This is a genomic window from Acetobacter syzygii (genome assembly GCF_000964225.1).
Taxonomy (GTDB): domain Bacteria; phylum Pseudomonadota; class Alphaproteobacteria; order Acetobacterales; family Acetobacteraceae; genus Acetobacter; species Acetobacter syzygii.
Genome location: NZ_BAMZ01000008.1, coordinates 135,220 through 150,425 on the forward strand (window position 1 = coordinate 135,220; position 15,206 = coordinate 150,425).

Here is a 15,206-nt window from a genome sequence, read left to right on the forward strand (position 1 = left end):
TTGCTGGTTTTTGCCTGTTGGGTAGGAAGCAGCCGATAAAGATATGGTGTAATCATGATCCATCCAGCAATGCGCGCCTACCAGAATGTGGCCGGGTACTCCCTAACGGACCGACAGGCCGATGCAACCTGCTTCAGACTGCTGATAGAGGAGCTGGAAACGGCGGCAGCCAGTTCCGACCCTTCTGTTCGGCTTAAGGCGCTGACCAAGAACCAGCGCTTGTGGTCCATGATCATGAAGGCGAATTCGCTGGATTCGGGCGCCACGAATTATGAAGACAGGGAGCTGTTTGTAAGGCTGGCCTCGCAGGCACAGCGTTACGGCATTCGTGCCATTCTTGACACAAATCTGTCCCTCGCTCCCTTGATTGGAATTGCAGAAACCGTTCTGGAAGGCTTGGAATCATCCGCAGGTCCCGAGCAGGGGTTTGATACCGACGCCATGCTCTGAACGGTTGGGGAGCCAACATTAAGGTGGCTCGACTATGGAAAATTCGGATGTGCGCGCAGGCGGGTGGCAACCTGCATCAATAGCAGACAGACTGTCCTTTATGGGCATAGAACGGCGCGAGCGCGATGTGCTGGCCAGTATGCGCCCCGATATGGCGACAATTTTGGATGAGAGCCTGTCCGAATTTTATCAACGTGTGCATGACGTGCCCGAGCTGGCCCGGTTTTTCCCAACCGAGGCCACCACAACCAAAGCCCGCACCTTGCAGCAGATGCATTGGGAGACCATTTTGTCCGGCAAATTTGGGCCGGACTACGTTAGCGATGTTACCCGCATTGGCCATGCACACGCCCGCATAGGGCTGGAACCCCGCTGGTACATAGATGGTTATGCCGTTCTGCTCGATGCCATCTGCCGCCGCCTGATCCAGCAGGGGGTGGGGGCCATGCGAACAGGGCGGCGTTTTGGCCTTGGGCGCGGTGCAGCCGAGGCCGATGCGGGGGAAAAGCTGGGCCACCAGATCGGGGCCATTATCAAAGCGGCTTTTCTGGACATGGATCTGGTTATTTCCACCTATCTGGCACGGCTGGAGGAAGAACGGCAGAAAGCGGCCTCCGAACGCTCCGCGCTGGAGCAGATCGCACAGGCACTCGAACGGGTGGCCGAGGGTGATCTGAGCGCGACCCTTGCGCAGGATGTGGCCGAACGTTCCCCCGTACTTGCGGCGGCTTTTGCCAAGCTCAAAACCGGGCTGAACACCGTTGTGTCCGACATACGCGAGGTTTCCACACAGGTGGAGGAGACCGCATCTTCCATCAGCCATTCCCATGCCCGGATTTTAAGCCAGAACGAGGCGCAGGTCGGGTCCATTCATCGGCTGACCAATGCCACGGCAACGCTAGAGGCATCGCTGGACGATGTTTCGGGGCAGACCATTGCGGCCGAAAGTGCCGTGCGCAAATGTGTGGAAGCCGCAGCCCGTGGCAACACCAACATGCACGGTGTACGGGCCACCATGGCGGATATTCAGACCGCGTGGAACACAATTTCCGACCTTGTGGGGTCTATTCAGAACATTGCCGCGCAGACCAACTTTTTGGCCCTGAATGCCAATGTGGAGGCAACGCGGGCGGGGGCCATGGGGCGTGGTTTTTCGGTTGTGGCCATGGCTATTCGTGACCTGTCGGTCAAAACATCCCACGCGGCGCGGCAGATTGCCGCCAGTGCGCAAAAAAGCGAGGCGGTTATTCGCAGCGGGGCGGAATCCGTGCAGCAGATGGTGGCTGACCTGTCCGATATTGGGGCAGGCATTGCTGTGGTGAACAACGCCATCCGCAAAATTAACAAGGAAATGGGCGGCCAGCAGCAAAGTGTTAAAGGCACCCACCGTGAGGCAGCCGCTCTGCGGGACCTGACGGAAAAAACATCGTCCATGACCGAACATGCCTCCACAGACTGCCACAAACTGACCCGCCGCTCGGCCAAAATGGTCGATCTGGTGAGCAACTTTGTCCTCTCGGATTACGAGCACGATTACGAGCAGGCCTATGGGCAGCCCTACGGGCAGGATTATGGACCGGATTACGAGGATGATTGCCCGGTTGCCGCAGAATAGACGGGCATAAAAAAACCGGCCTGCTGGGGAGCAGGCCGGTGCACAGACGCTTTGGTTTAAAAGCGGTTTACTGCTTCATGGCGATGGTGGTTTGCAGGAGCTGGTCTGCCGTGGTCACGATCTTGGTGTTGGCGGTGTAGGCTTCCTGCGCAACAATCAGGGCGGACAGGTCGCTGGTCAGGTCGGTGGTGGAAGATTCCACATAACCAACGGTCAGGGAGCCTGTTGCGTTATCGCCCACCAGCCCAGTCTTGGCGCTACCGGAGGAGGCTGTTGCGGTGTATGCCTGACCATCCACGGCCAGCAGACCGTTAACGTTGGCAAAATTGCTGAGCGCGACCTTGCCAATAAGCTGCGTATCGCCGTTGTCAAACACAGCCATAACGGAGCCATCGCTCTCAATTTCCGCACTTTCATACGTGCCGGAGGTCACGGTGTCATTGCTCAGGGCTACAGGTGTGGTGGCTGATGTAGAACTAAAGGTTACGCCGCCAGTACTGCCAATAGTTCCAAGGCTGATGTTAACAGACTGGGTGGTCTTGTTGGGGTACGTAACCTTGATGGGAATGGTGGCCGATGCACCGCTCAGGGTGGAAGTAACATTTTTAGCCGGGTTGCTGCTGTCTGTTACGGAAGCCAGCGTGCCATCTTTGGCAAAGGTTACGGTGTAAGGGCCTGTGTACCCTTTGGTGCTGTCATCACTATAGCCGACCGGGCTTGTTGTGGTGGACGCCGGGGTGATTGTCAGCGTTGCCGTGGTCGTGCCGTCCGTCGAACTTGTGGTGACGTTGGTCCAGCCCAATGTAATATCGGTTTGGTCGTTCGTCGGTGCGCTTTGATCATACCCGCCATCATGGACCGTCGTTGTAACCGATGTATCGCCAGAGAGGGTACCAGCGGCGCTGATCGTGGTGGTCTGGGTGGGGCGGAACGTAACGTCGGCAACGTTGATCTGGGTCAGCTTTGTGGTGTTCAGCGCACCTGTGGTGGAATCGACCATATAGCCATCAAGGTAATAACCGCTGGTGTTGACCAGATAGCCGCTCTTGTCCTCATAGAATTCACCGTTGCGGGTGTAGTACTGGGTGCTCTGGAACTGGGTTGCCGTAGAGCTGACAGCCCCTTCGGGTTTGGAGACGTTGAACAGCCCGTTGCCGGAGATGGACATGGCCAGTCCGTCCGTGCTGGAGGAGGCGGTGCCCTGGGAGTTCACGTGCTGCACGGTTACGGCAGAAACGGAGTTGGCAACACCCTGCGCAAACGACCCGGAGGTGGTGCCTGCACCGGCCACAAAGTCCTGAAAAGCGGTGGTGTCGGCCTTGTAGCCGACCGTCTGGCTGTTGGCGATGTTGTTACTGAGGTTGGTAAACGCGGTGGACTGAGCGTTAATCCCGCTGACAGCCGTGGTAAGGGAGTTAAAAATAGACATGTGCCGTCCCTGCCTTGTGGATGCGCAGTTATATTACGCTGGCTGTCTGTGCCGGTTGGGCACGCGCATCAGCCACTGGGTTAATGGCTCCAGCCTTTGGCGGCGCACCACGGCCCACCACAACACTGTTGCCTGACATGCCCAACTGAGTAGCATGTAGGGCGTGGAACGCAAGGTTTTCCTGCATGAAAGAAGTGTAAACCGCCTGCTCTGGCAGTGGGTGCCCGGTTGGCCGTATTAGCGGGATGGAGGCACCACAGCGCGTGCGCCCGGCGTTTTGAGCTTGAGCACGTAGGCAATAATTGTGGCAACCGACTGGAAGTATTCGGATGGAATTTCAGAATCCAGTGGCAGGGTGTACAGCGCACGGGCCAGTGGCGGGTTGGGGACTATGGGCACGCGGGCTTCCTCCGCTGCTTCTCGCATACGGGCGGCCAGTTCATCCGTGCCTTTGGCAACAATTTTTGGGGCGCTGTGAATCCCGTTTTCGTATTGCAGGGCCACGGCGTAGTGGGTCGGATTGGTAATGACCACCGTGGCCTCCTTGGTGGCCTGGAGCATACGGCGGCGGCGGCGCATCCGAATCTGGCGCTGGCGCGCCTTGACCTTGGGGTCGCCGTCCATGTTCTTGGCTTCGTCTTTGATGTCCTGAAAACTCATGCGGAGCTGTTGCAGCCGGTTCCAGCGTGTCCACACATCGTCCAACACGGCAATGACCGCCTGTACCACCAGCACCACCAGTGTTGCGTACACAAACCACGATACAAGCTCACGCGTGAGGTGGGGCACGCTCCACCGTTCGGAAACGGGGGCTACGCGCAGGGTCTCCTTGGCCACGCCCAGCAGAACAAAGCCAAAAACCACAAGTTTGATAATGCTCTTGGCGGTTTCGACCAGATTGTTCTTGCTGAACAGGCGCTTGATCCCCTTGGCGGGGGACAAGCGCATGATGTCGGGCATAATGGCGGCAGGGCGGAACAGGAACCCGGTTTGCAGCACACCAAAGCCCAGTGTGACCACCACACCCGTACACACCAGCGGAGCCGCCAGCCACATGCCCTCCAGCATGGCCTGTATGGTGGCGCGGTAGAGGGAGGCGCCATCAAAGGGAATGCTGTCAAAATGTGCCATAAGCCCATGCATGTGCCTGGCAAACTTGTAGGCGGACAGGCCGGTGCTGGTGGTAAAAACAATTAAGAACCCGCTCAGGATTACCAGAAGCTGCACCTCGCGCGACTGGGCAATATTACCTTCCTCACGCGCGCTTTCCAGCCGTTTGCCGGTTGGGGCTTGGCTCTTTTCGCCTGAACTGTCGTCCGCCATGGGGTCCGGCTCCTAGTGGCGCGCCGTGCTGGCGCCAATGCCGGGCAGACCCAGCAGCAGGTCGCCCGCGCGCTCCTGCCACACACCGGTAATGACCTGAATAAGGATGGCCAGCAGCAGCACGCCCCCCAGCAACTGGGCTGGCATGGCCATGGAATAGACCTGAATGGAGGGCAAAAGCCGGTTGAGAACCCCCAGCATGGCAGGCCATAACGTACCGATCAGTACAAACGGGGCAGAAAGCTGGAAGGCCAGCATAAAGGTCTGGGACGTAAGGAGCGCCACACTCCGCGCCATATCCCCGGTCATGGGCATGTGGCCGGGGGGGAAAACCGTGTAAGAGCCGGTCACTGCGGCCAGCGGCAGCGCATACAGGCCGGAGGATAGAAAAACGACCGGGACCAGAAAGGCCGCCATATGGCTGATGGCCGTGCTCCCCGCCCCCAGTTCCGCATCCGGCTGGAGCACGCTGGCCAGCCCCGTAAATGTTGCGATCAACTGCATGGAAATACTGAGCGCCAGCGAGATCAGCCGGGCCAGCCAGCCAATAAAAATGCCATACAGCAGTTCGCCTGCAATAATGGCAATGGCGCGGGCGGGCATGTGCAGGGCCTGACCGGATACGTCCTTGAGGCTCTGCTGCTCAAGCGGCAGAATGGCAATGGTAATGCACAGTGCAATGCCTGCACGGACGATCATGGGGGATGTGCTTTCCCCCAGTCCGGGGGAGGCCAGAACCAGCGCACTGACGCGGCAGAGTACCAGCAGGAACATGGCGGCAAGGACCTGTATGGACCCGCCGGGGAACAGCAGGTAATCGGTCATGCCCACGCGGTGGTGGTGGAGTGGGGTTGGCAGGTCATGACCCGCCAACCATAATAATCTGGTCAAAAATGGTGCGGGCGTAGGTGTTCAGGGTCGAGGCCATGTAGGAGCCGGTCAGCAGCAGGGCTGCCATGGCCGCCACAAATTTTGGCACGAAGGACAGCGTGGCTTCGCTCACCTGCGTCATGGCCTGAAACAGCGAGACCATGACACCGGCAACCAGCGAGGCCAGCAGGGAGGGAGCGCCCAGCTTGACCGCCACAAACAGTGTCTGGCGCAGAATGTCATGGATGTCGACTGTATTGTGCATGACCGGGTCTTAGATCGACATTTTCATGACGTCCTGATAGGCCTGCACAATGCGGTCACGCACGGTGGTCACGGTTTGCAGGGTCAGCTTGGCCTCTTCCACCGAGGTGGCAATATCGGTCATGTTGCCTTTGCCCGACAGACCGGTTGCGGTCTGGGTTTCTGCTGTTTTGCCGGTCTGGATGGCGCCTTTAAGGGCGTTGTCCAGCGCGGAGGTAAAGCCGGAAACAATATCCGCCCCTCCGGTGGAACCCGTACCCTGTTCGTCCGTTGTGGACTGCATGCTCTGCTGGGTCTGCCCGTAGGCGTTCAGTGCGTCTAGGCTGCGTGTGGTAATGTCGCTGGTCATTTTCGCCCTGTCTGGCGTGGATGGTGGGGCCTGCCCACCCCGCCACAAAGTGGTCTGGAATCTGGGGGCACTGTAATCCATTTGGCCTGCGCAAGGCCAGTGGCTTTTGTGCCTGTGCGCCTAATCTTTGCGGTTTTACAGCACGTCCATCTTGGTCGCGGGGGAAATAACATTGATCCCGCGCGTAACGGGCAGACTGGTCTCGCGCGAGGCGGGGGTGCTGCTGGCGCTGTGTGCGTTCATGCGCGCACCAAGGGGGATAAAGGCCTGTTCGTTCAGCCGGTAGCCAATGCCCCATTGGGTCGTAAACGGGTCCTTTATGCCAAAATCGCGCATTTTCTTGCGGATCTTGCAGACCATCACATCAATAATCTTGCCGTGTGGTTCCTCCTGCCCGGCGTACAGGTTGTCCAGCAGGGCCTCTTTGCTCAGGACCTGATTTTTGCGCAGGGTCAGCAGTTCCACCACATCATACTCACGCGGGGTCAGGGCCAGGGGCTGGTTATCAATCTGGACCTGCCTGCGGTCCACATCAACCACCATGCGGCCAATGTGCAGGGTCAGGCTGTCATGGCCACCAGCGCGGCGGACAATGGCGCGCAGGCGGGCCAGCAGTTCCACCGGCTCGATGGAGGCGTTTACGCAGTCATCCGCCCCAATGGACAGGGCCTCCGCGACCTCCGCAGGGGTGCTGGCGCGTGCGATCATCATGATCGGGGTGGGAATGCGGCTGTTGCGGATGTGGCGTAAAAGCCGTGTATCGGGTCTGGCCTGCTGGATGACCACAAGATCGTACTGTGAGCGGCGGAGTGTTTCCACCACGCCTTCGGGACCAGACATGGTGATGGAGACAACCCCCTCCACCGCAGCTTCGGCCAGACCGTGGCATGGCCGGATATCACCATGCGTTGAATTGTCTCCGATACACAACAGGCGCATATTTTTTCCGTACTACTGCTTCCGTGGCGTTTGCGTGGCATAGGGGCGTGGGAACAGCGCTGCGCCCCCATATTCCGCTGGCCAGTGCCGGGCATTGGCGGGGTATTTGGGGTGTGTTCAACGCAGCGCAAGCCCAGACTCCAAAAAACACCTTGGCTAAGGCATGACCATCCCATAATCTGAGAGCAAGATTTTTTTACTGGTTTGCATACGGCCCTGCCGTGCGGCATACCGGTTTTTTATTTTTGTATGCCTATTATCCAAAGGGTCCATAACATGGCAGATACCACGGTTGCCGCTCAGCTTGCCTCCAGTATGCGTACCGCAACGGCAAACAGGGCTCAGGCAGCACATCGCGCGGTCCAGCCCGAGCATGTGGCCTCCAGCGCCCTCAAGGTGTCCTCCACCGCGCAGGATGGGTCCTCCACGTCCATGCAGTTTGATTCAACAGGTCAGGTCGTGCCTTCGGGCAGCAGCCACAACAAACATTCCGGTACGGCCAGCTTTATTAACCTTCTGGCCTGAGTTCCCCAGCCCGGGCCGGGTTATCCCGCCCGGTTGCACGGCACGAGGCGGCGGTAAGGCGTATTTTTTACGCAGGATGCTTCAGGCTATTGGTGAGTGCGCGGCAATGGCGGTGCCCGCCCCCGTATTGACAGAAGAGTTCCGCCCCACGGCAGGGCTATTGTTCGTTCAGGATTAACGAGACGTGTATTTCAGCAGATCCGTTTGCATGAGACGCTGCCTTCTTCCCATTGCCCTGCTTCTGTCCTGCTCCGCCATGACAACCGTGGCCGATGCAGCGCGCCGCCCCCATACCAACCGCACCCAGCAGGCCAAACCGGCCGCTCCGGCTGCCGGGGTGCCACGTGCGGCAACGGCAGGTGCCGCTGCGGCTGCGGCTGGTGTGGCCGCAACAGCTGCGACCGCCGCTGGCACCACACCGGCTGCCCCGGCACCAGTGGACCCCAATGCCCCCGCGGCTGACCTGCTCAAGGGGCTGCCCGCGCCATGGACCGCGACCGTGCTGGACGTGCCCTTGCCCCCGCCCACACCGGCAGCTCCTGCCAAGGGTGGGCACAAGCCGGGGCAGAAGGCCGGGCAGCCGAATGCCCCGGGCTCTGTTGTCGGGGGGAATGGCGGTGGTGTGCCAGCCGTGCCCACGCCTTCGGTCAACCGTGTGCTTATTCCCATTTCCCCCCGCATGGGGCTGGCCGCCTTCCGTAGTGGCGACAGCTTTGTGATTGTGGTGGACAATGCCGAACCCATGGATACCAGTGCCCTGCATGGGGATGGTATTTTTTCCACCCTTACGGTTACCACCCTGCCGGGTGCCACCCTGTTGCAGATCAAACTGCCAGACACGCGCGAGTTCTTTTTGTCCCAGCAGGCAGAAGGCTGGGTCCTGGGGGACAAGCCCCCACCGGGTAACGTGTATGGTGACCGGCGCGTGATCAACCCGATCGTGGCGGATGGCGGTATTCTCTACCCCATGCGCAAACCCGGCCGCGTGTTGACCATTGCGGACCCTGCATCGGGCAAAAAGCTGTTTGTGGGAACATCCACCACCGATGATGGGGGGATTCTCTCCTTCCGTCATGGGGATGGGTACGATGTATGGCCCACGACCGAGGGGGTGGTGGTGGCGGCCACATCGCCCGATGTCGGGCTAAGGTCCACGCCCGATGGCGCACTGCTGACCTCTGCCCAAAGCCCGCTGGCAGATACCAAGGTGGCCGTGTACGCCAATACGGTTGATCTGGACTGGCTGGGCCTGCAAAAACTGCCCGATGAACAGCTGGAAGCCCGGCTGCACAAAGCCCTGCTGGCCGCAGCCGATTCCGACCCCGCACAACGCTTTGCCGCCCGGCTGGAGGAGGCCCGTGCCGCCTTTAGCGTAGGGGCATTTGTGGAAGCCCGCGGAATTTTGACCGTAGCGCTGGAAGATGACCCGGAGGAGGCCGTGCGGCCGGAGGTCAGCTTTCTGCTCGCAGCATCCGAACTGCTCAGCGGCAATATGGATGGCGCGTTCCTGCTGGAAGGCCCATGGCCGGATAACGAGCAGCGGGCAACACAGTTGTGGCGCGGCCTTTACCTTGCCAACAAAGGCGGGCACGAGTCCGAGGCCGCGCATCTGATGGCGCGTGACTTTACCCGTTTGAGCAATTACCCCACCAGCGTGCGCAACGTGCTGCTGCCCTTTGCCGCCGAGCAGATTGGCCGTTACGGCTCTGCGGAGGATCTGGGGGCACTTGGCAAACTGCCCGATGGGTCGGTTTACAGGCTGGCGGCGGCCTTCCGCGACCTGCGGACCGGCAAGCGCCCACAGGCGTATGATGCGTTTAACGCGCTTGCGGTAGACCCGGACCCCGTGGTGGCGGAAAAAGCGCTGGAGCAGAAAATCTCGCTCGATATGTCCGATGGCAAGCTGACCCCCATTGCCGCGGCGGAAATGTTTAACAGCCTTATGCCCGATGCCCGTCTGGCCGGGCGCGAGGCCACGGTGCGGCTGTTGCAGGCCGATGCTTACATGCGTGCGCACAAATGGGCGGAGGCACTGGCCACACTGGATCTGGTCAAGGATACGCCTGAGCAGGTGTCCGAACCTGTGTTGTCCCCCATGCTGTTCCAGACCCTTGCCGCCGTGGCGAGCGAGGTGGTCAAGGATACGGACCGGGATGCCATTTTGCATGGTGCGGCCATGTTGCGTGCGCATTTGTCCGCCCTGCAACCGGGGACCAAAAAAGGCGAAATCCTTATGGCCTACGGCAAAATGCTGCTTGGCCTTGGTCTGGCGGATGAGGCGCAGCAGGCGTTCTCGGATGCTGTGCCCATGCTGGATTCCCCCGAACTCAAGGCTCTGGCCGGGCAGGGGCTGGCGGAAACCTACATTGCGCTCAAGGACCTGCCCGGTGCCATGGACGTGCTCCAGCGCACCGATGACCCGGACCTGCCAGAAGACATGAAGGCCGCCCGCCGCCGCCTGCAGGCCAGAATTACGATGGCCAACGGCGACCAGACGGCAGCCCTGGGCCTGCTGAACGGGGATAGTTTTTCCGATGCGCTGGATATGACAGCCCGCATCCACGAGAGCCGTGCCGAATGGCCAGCCGCCGTAGCCAGCGTGCGCAAAATGGTGGAGGCGGATATTCCCGCCGAAGGTCCGCTCACCCCGGCCCAGCAGACACTGGCGCTGCGTCTGGCCTCCGATGCCTCCCAGGCAGGGGATGCGGATACGCTGGCATGGCTGGCCAAACTGGTGGGGGATCGCGCCATGGATGGGGAGAGCGGGCGCGTGTTCCGCCTGCTAACGCAGGTGGGTGGGCCAAAAAGCACCGCAGCGCCCGCCAAACCTGCGGCAGGAACAACCAAGCTTTAAACACCACCAAGCATAAAGCGCACCCAGTACGGCAGGTTGGGGCTGTTCTGGAGCAGAAAAACAAGCAGCAGCCCAAGGGCACAGGGTAGGGCGGTGGCATACCGCCAGACTGGCCGCGCGCCATACAGGGGAACGGTCTGGACCATAGGTAGGTGGGTGGTGCGCCGCAGTGCGCAAACACCCCATAACCCGCCCCCGGCAAAGAGCAGAAAAGCCCATAGCCCGCCCAGCCCGGTCCATGCCCCACAGGCACACAGCAACAGAACATCGGTCGCGGACATAAAATTGCCCCGCCGTTGAATGGACAGGCTAAACAGCCCCACACCCCCCAGCACCCACGCGGTAAAGGCTCCGGCAATGGCGCTGCTGGCATGGCCCATGGCCGCCCCCGCCAGTAACCCGCAAAGCAGGAGGGGCATAAGCAGGGCATTGGGCAGCCAGCCATTCCGCCAGTCAAACTGAACAAGAAGGCTGGCAAGGTTAAGGGCTACTGCATCGGCCAGCGCCACGGCAGGCGGGGTGTAAATGAGCAGGGTTATGGCGCAGGCAGCGGTAAGCAGGCAGCTTGCCACAAGCTCGTTCTGCTGTTCGGCGGGAGCATCTTCCACATGGGCGCGCACACCGCTGGCAACAGGGAGCCAGCGCAGCACCGCTGCGTAAATGCGGACCGAGGCGGGGAACCACAGGGCAATGCACACCCCGGCAACACTGGCCAGCGTGGTGCGGGCCAGCAGGCTCCATGCCAGCATGGCCAGTGTTGCTCCGATCTGGAGGGTTGCGTCATTCATCCGGAGTGTGCGCATGATTGGCTTACTTTGGCGGGGGCTGGTACGCAGGCTTTTGCCCAAGCCATAGCGCCGTGTGGGGGTTCTGTCATGGGGCCGGGCAGCCTCTTTTGGGGGGTGTGTTGGGGCGTGGTACCAATAAATCTGTAGCTATCGGGGGCAAGGGGCGCTATTTATGGCGCAGGTTGCCAGAGGGGAGCGGGCTTTTGCTACCCCGGAAGGGACTGCATACAACACAAGGGAGCTGGCATTTTCATGCTGGAGGCACTGTCATCCCAGACCGCGCTGACCCATAGCGGAACTGACCTGCTGTCATTGGCTGAACGGCGCTTGCAGTGGCTGGAGTCGCGCCAGTCGGTTCTGGCAGGCAACGTGGCTAACGCCAATACGCCGGGTTATGTTTCCAAGGATGTGGCACCATTTGCGGGTGTGCTGCAAAACCAGATGACAATGGCGCTGGTCCAGACCGAACCGGGGCACATGGCCGGGCCGGGCAATACGGCTGTGGCGCGCAAAACCACAGGTGGCAATACATCCATCGATGGGAACGAGGTCCGGCTGGAAGATGAGCTGGGCAAGATAGCCGACACCAACGACCAGCAGCGCTTTGCCACTACGGTTTATACCCGTTACATGGGCTTGTTCTCCACCGCGCTTGGCACCAGTTCGTAAGGACGGAACAGCAGATGGACTTTACCAATACAATTGGCGTTTCCGCCGATGGGATGCGTGCTCAGGCCGAGCGCCTGCGCGTGTCGGCAGAAAACCTTGCCAACAAGGACACAACAGGCTCCACCCCCGGAGCAGACCCCTACCGCCGCAAGACCATTACCTTCCAGACCACGCTGGACCAGGCAACCGGGGCTTCCAGTGTTAAGGTCAAGTCCATTGGGCAGGACCACACACCGTTTGAAACACGCTACGACCCCTCCCACCCCGCGGCAGATGCCAAAGGATATGTGAAGGTGCCGAACGTGAACACCATGGTCGAAATTATGGATACGCATGACGCCCAGCATTCGTACGAGGCGAACCTGAACACCATGCAGATCACCCGCTCCATGCTGACCCGTACCATCAATCTGATGAAATAACGCCGGTAGGTGCAATTGCTGAGTGTTGTGTAAGGTTCCGTGCTTTGTAAGGCTATGGGTTCTGGCACTTTAGTATTGGACAAGGTCCGGCCATAGCCGAGCATAAACATGACGTCTTTTGGACTTTCCCCGCTGTTGCGGCAGGCCCTGCACGGGCAGGATATTACGCATTACCGGACAGAACTGCTCCACAAGGCGGCGCAGGAGCCAAACGCGCAGACCCTGCTCGATCTGTCCCTGATTATGCAGTTAACCTTTGAGAATGATCAGGCAGAGGCCTTTTTGCAGGCGGCACTGGGGTTGCAGCAGACCTTTAATCTGACCCACGCAGGCAAGGACGCCCTGCGGCTGCTGGTGGTTAAAACCCCCGGCGACCTGACCGCCAACACCCCCATTGAGTGTATTCTGGAGAATGCACCAGTGCAGATGGATGTGGTGTACGTAAGCCCCGATCTGCTTTTGCCAAACCCGCTGCCCCCGCATGACCTGCTGTTTGTGGCCGTGGGGGAGGGGGATACCCACCTTGCCGTTCTGGCGGAACTGGCCAGAGCACTGGCACACAGCACCACGCCAGTGCTGAACAAACCCCAGTATATTCCCCAACTCTCCCGTTCTGCGGCCTTTGACCTGTTGCATACGGTGCCGGGGCTGGCCATGGCGCAAACCTACCGGCTGGACCGGGCCGTGCTGCAAGGGGTTGCCACCGGGCAGAACACGCTGGAGGCACTGGGGCTTAATCTGACTTATCCGTTTATTGTGCGCCCGCTGGGCCTGCATGGTGGCATTGGCCTGAGCAGAATAGACCAGCCCCAGGACCTGAGCGCCTATCTGGCGCAGGTGGGGGCAGAGCTGTTCTTTGTTGCCAACTTTATAAACTATGCCTCGGACGACCAGCTTTTCCGCAAATATCGGGTGGTGCTGGTTGGGGGGCAGGCCTATCTGGCGCATATGGGCATTTCCGCGCACTGGATGGTCCATTACCCATACAAGGAAATGAAGGCGTTTGCCTCCCGCCGGGCGGAGGAAGCCCATGCCATGCTCCGCTTTGATCAGGAATTTGGTCAAAGACACGCCGCCGCCCTGCAAGGGATTAATGATGCGGTCAAGCTGGACTATTTTGGCTTTGACTGTGCGGAAACCACAGATGGCAAACTACTGGTGTTTGAACTCTCTAACGCCCTGATCATCCACGCTTGCGATGATGCGGCGATGTTCCCCTACAAGCTGCCACAGATGCGCAAGATTTTTGCAGCGTTCTACACCATGTTGCAAAACAAAGTGACAGCGGGCGTTGCTCCCTAGCATTCCCCATGCGGGGTTGCTTGGTGCTTGGTGCTTGGTGCTTGGTGCTTGGTGCTTTAGGCCAGATGGCCCTGTAAACGCCCCATAAGGGGCATACCGTTCCTTCTGCATGGGCAGGGGGAGCGGTTTTTTTTTGCGTTTGCGGTGTGGAGTGGGGGAGGAGCGGCAGGCACGCCATTGTGGTGCGCAAGTAGGCAGTACTGGGCGGTCATTGTGCTGTGATGGTTTGCCAGTCTTCGCTCAGGATCGTGCGAGGGGGAGAAGGCTGTTCCCCGCAGTCTGCGGCAAGCGAACCCGACAACGCAAAAAAAATACCCCCGGCTTTCGCCGAGGGCATTTTTCGTCAACTGTATCAGTAGGATTACTGGAACAGGGACAGGATGTTCTGGGACTGACCGTTGGCGATCGAGAGGGACTTGATAGCCAGGGACTGCTTGGTCTGCAGGGAGGTCAGCTTTGCGCTTTCTGCGGACATGTCAGCATCGGTCAGGGCGCCAACGCCGGTCGTCAGGTTGTCGGTCACGCTCTGGCCGAAGGTGGTCAGGTTAGCGATCTGCTTGGTGTTGTTACCCAGCTGAGACGTGAAGTTCGTCATCGTGGTGATAGCAGCCTGGATCGTGGAGATCGCAGCCTGCAGCTGGGTTTCGGTCAGCGTACCAGCGGTGGTGATCGTGCCGGTTACGGTGTTGGTGCCAGCAGCGCCGGTCTTGGCCAGGCCGAGCATGACGCTCAGGGAGGCATCGGCAGTTACGCTTGCGTTTGCGCTGAAGTTGGTAACGGTTGCGAGGGAGCCCTGCAGACCGGTTACATACTGCAGGCTGCTTGCGGTGATTGCCAGGCTGGAGTCGGTCTTGCCGGCCAGCAGGTTCACGCCGTTGGTGGTTGCGCCGTTAGCAATGGTGTCGATCTGGCCCAGGTAGCCGTTGATTTCGTCGTTGATCTGGGACAGGGACGTGGTGCTGCCGGAGTTGTTACCGATGCTGGTCACAGCGTTCTGGATTTCGGCCAGAACGGACAGGATCTGGTTGGAAGCGGTGTTGGTGGAGCTCACAACGGAAGAAGCATAGGACAGGCCGTCATTCACAGCGCTCTGGCCGGAGATGTTGCCGTTCATCTGGGAAGCAATGCCGAAGGAAGCAGGGCCGTCGGAAGCGTTAGCAACTTTTTTACCGGTGGAAACAGCGTTTTCCGTGGCGCTCAGCTGGCTCTGGGTAGCGTTCAGGGTTTCCAGAGCAACCATTGAAGAGGTGTTGGTGTTAATAGAAAGGCTCACGTTGTGATCTCCATTTCGAGTGGGCGAGTGCCCTTGTTTCAAGAGTGAATAAACCCCCCAATGGCTAAGAGAAGGTTAACGCGATCACTTTTTTTTGGGGTCGGGTCAAAAAAAACGCCAGCAGGCTTTTTGCC

The 15,206-nt window shown here is 59.7% G+C and carries 16 protein-coding genes; 8 read left to right on the top strand and 8 right to left on the bottom strand.

Annotated elements, in window-relative coordinates:
* The first annotated feature begins 54 nt into the window (after window positions 1–54).
* Both Absy_RS03365 and Absy_RS03370 read left to right on the top strand, forming a co-directional pair.
* Window positions 55–450 (top strand): flagellar biosynthesis regulator FlaF, encoded by a 396-nt coding sequence (locus Absy_RS03365; RefSeq protein ID WP_048853303.1) that lies wholly within the window; start codon window positions 55–57, stop codon window positions 448–450.
* Between the two features lie 34 nt (window positions 451–484).
* Window positions 485–2,065, top strand: coding sequence for a protoglobin domain-containing protein (locus Absy_RS03370; RefSeq protein WP_048853304.1), 1,581 nt, complete (start codon window positions 485–487; stop codon window positions 2,063–2,065).
* Window positions 2,066–2,132: 67 nt separating this feature from the next.
* On the opposite strand, the gene Absy_RS03375 is transcribed toward Absy_RS03370, so the two are convergent.
* A complete protein-coding gene (locus Absy_RS03375) occupies window positions 2,133–3,494 on the bottom strand; it encodes a flagellar hook protein FlgE (protein ID WP_048853305.1) in 1,362 nt (453 codons plus the stop codon).
* Between Absy_RS03375 and Absy_RS03380 the strand changes: the two genes are divergently transcribed.
* Entirely contained in the window at window positions 3,493–3,630 is a 138-nt protein-coding gene (locus tag Absy_RS03380; RefSeq protein WP_158319840.1) for a hypothetical protein, read from the top strand. The genes Absy_RS03375 and Absy_RS03380 overlap by 2 nt on opposite strands.
* A gap of 101 nt (window positions 3,631–3,731) precedes the next feature.
* Here Absy_RS03380 and Absy_RS03385 read toward each other — a convergent pair whose 3' ends face one another.
* From Absy_RS03385 to Absy_RS03405, 5 genes are all read right to left on the bottom strand, one after another.
* Entirely contained in the window at window positions 3,732–4,817 is a 1,086-nt protein-coding gene (locus Absy_RS03385; protein ID WP_048853306.1) for an EscU/YscU/HrcU family type III secretion system export apparatus switch protein, read from the bottom strand.
* Window positions 4,818–4,829: 12 nt separating this feature from the next.
* Entirely contained in the window at window positions 4,830–5,690 is an 861-nt protein-coding gene (locus Absy_RS03390; protein ID WP_245614702.1) for a flagellar biosynthetic protein FliR, read from the bottom strand.
* Window positions 5,677–5,952, bottom strand: a complete 276-nt coding sequence (locus tag Absy_RS03395; protein WP_048853307.1) for a flagellar biosynthetic protein FliQ — start codon at window positions 5,950–5,952, stop codon at window positions 5,677–5,679. Before Absy_RS03395 ends, Absy_RS03390 begins: the two co-directional genes overlap by 14 nt.
* A gap of 9 nt (window positions 5,953–5,961) precedes the next feature.
* Window positions 5,962–6,300, bottom strand: a complete 339-nt coding sequence (locus Absy_RS03400) for a flagellar hook-basal body complex protein FliE (RefSeq protein ID WP_048853308.1) — start codon at window positions 6,298–6,300, stop codon at window positions 5,962–5,964.
* Between the two features lie 135 nt (window positions 6,301–6,435).
* Window positions 6,436–7,239 carry a response regulator transcription factor gene (locus Absy_RS03405; protein WP_048853309.1) on the bottom strand — a complete coding sequence of 268 codons (804 nt, stop codon included), beginning with the start codon at window positions 7,237–7,239 and terminating at the stop codon, window positions 6,436–6,438.
* Between the two features lie 276 nt (window positions 7,240–7,515).
* On the opposite strand from Absy_RS03405, the gene Absy_RS03410 reads away from it, so the two are divergent.
* Together Absy_RS03410 and Absy_RS03415 are read left to right on the top strand one after the other, a co-directional pair.
* Window positions 7,516–7,764, top strand: coding sequence for a hypothetical protein (locus tag Absy_RS03410; protein ID WP_048853310.1), 249 nt, complete (start codon window positions 7,516–7,518; stop codon window positions 7,762–7,764).
* A 208-nt stretch (window positions 7,765–7,972) separates the two neighbouring features.
* On the top strand, window positions 7,973–10,618 hold the full coding sequence (locus tag Absy_RS03415; RefSeq protein ID WP_181015890.1) for a tetratricopeptide repeat protein: 2,646 nt from the start codon (window positions 7,973–7,975) through the stop codon (window positions 10,616–10,618).
* On the opposite strand, the gene Absy_RS03420 is transcribed toward Absy_RS03415, so the two are convergent.
* The gene (locus tag Absy_RS03420; RefSeq protein WP_146802553.1) at window positions 10,615–11,421 is read right to left on the bottom strand and encodes a prepilin peptidase; all 807 of its coding nucleotides are present in this window, start codon (window positions 11,419–11,421) and stop codon (window positions 10,615–10,617) included. The two genes, Absy_RS03415 and Absy_RS03420, sit on opposite strands and share 4 nt — an antisense overlap.
* A 237-nt stretch (window positions 11,422–11,658) precedes the next feature.
* Here Absy_RS03420 and Absy_RS03425 point away from each other — a divergent pair, with 237 nt between their 5' ends.
* From Absy_RS03425 to Absy_RS03435, 3 genes are all read left to right on the top strand, one after another.
* On the top strand, window positions 11,659–12,075 hold the full coding sequence (locus tag Absy_RS03425) for a flagellar basal body rod protein FlgB (protein ID WP_048853312.1): 417 nt from the start codon (window positions 11,659–11,661) through the stop codon (window positions 12,073–12,075).
* A 14-nt stretch (window positions 12,076–12,089) separates the two neighbouring features.
* Window positions 12,090–12,497, top strand: coding sequence for a flagellar basal body rod protein FlgC (flgC, locus tag Absy_RS03430; RefSeq protein WP_025828495.1), 408 nt, complete (start codon window positions 12,090–12,092; stop codon window positions 12,495–12,497).
* A gap of 108 nt (window positions 12,498–12,605) precedes the next feature.
* A complete protein-coding gene (locus tag Absy_RS03435; protein ID WP_052945691.1) occupies window positions 12,606–13,799 on the top strand; it encodes an ATP-grasp domain-containing protein in 1,194 nt (397 codons plus the stop codon).
* A 361-nt stretch (window positions 13,800–14,160) separates the two neighbouring features.
* Here Absy_RS03435 and Absy_RS03440 read toward each other — a convergent pair whose 3' ends face one another.
* On the bottom strand, window positions 14,161–15,072 hold the full coding sequence (locus tag Absy_RS03440) for a flagellin (protein WP_048853313.1): 912 nt from the start codon (window positions 15,070–15,072) through the stop codon (window positions 14,161–14,163).
* Window positions 15,073–15,206: the final 134 nt, after the last annotated feature.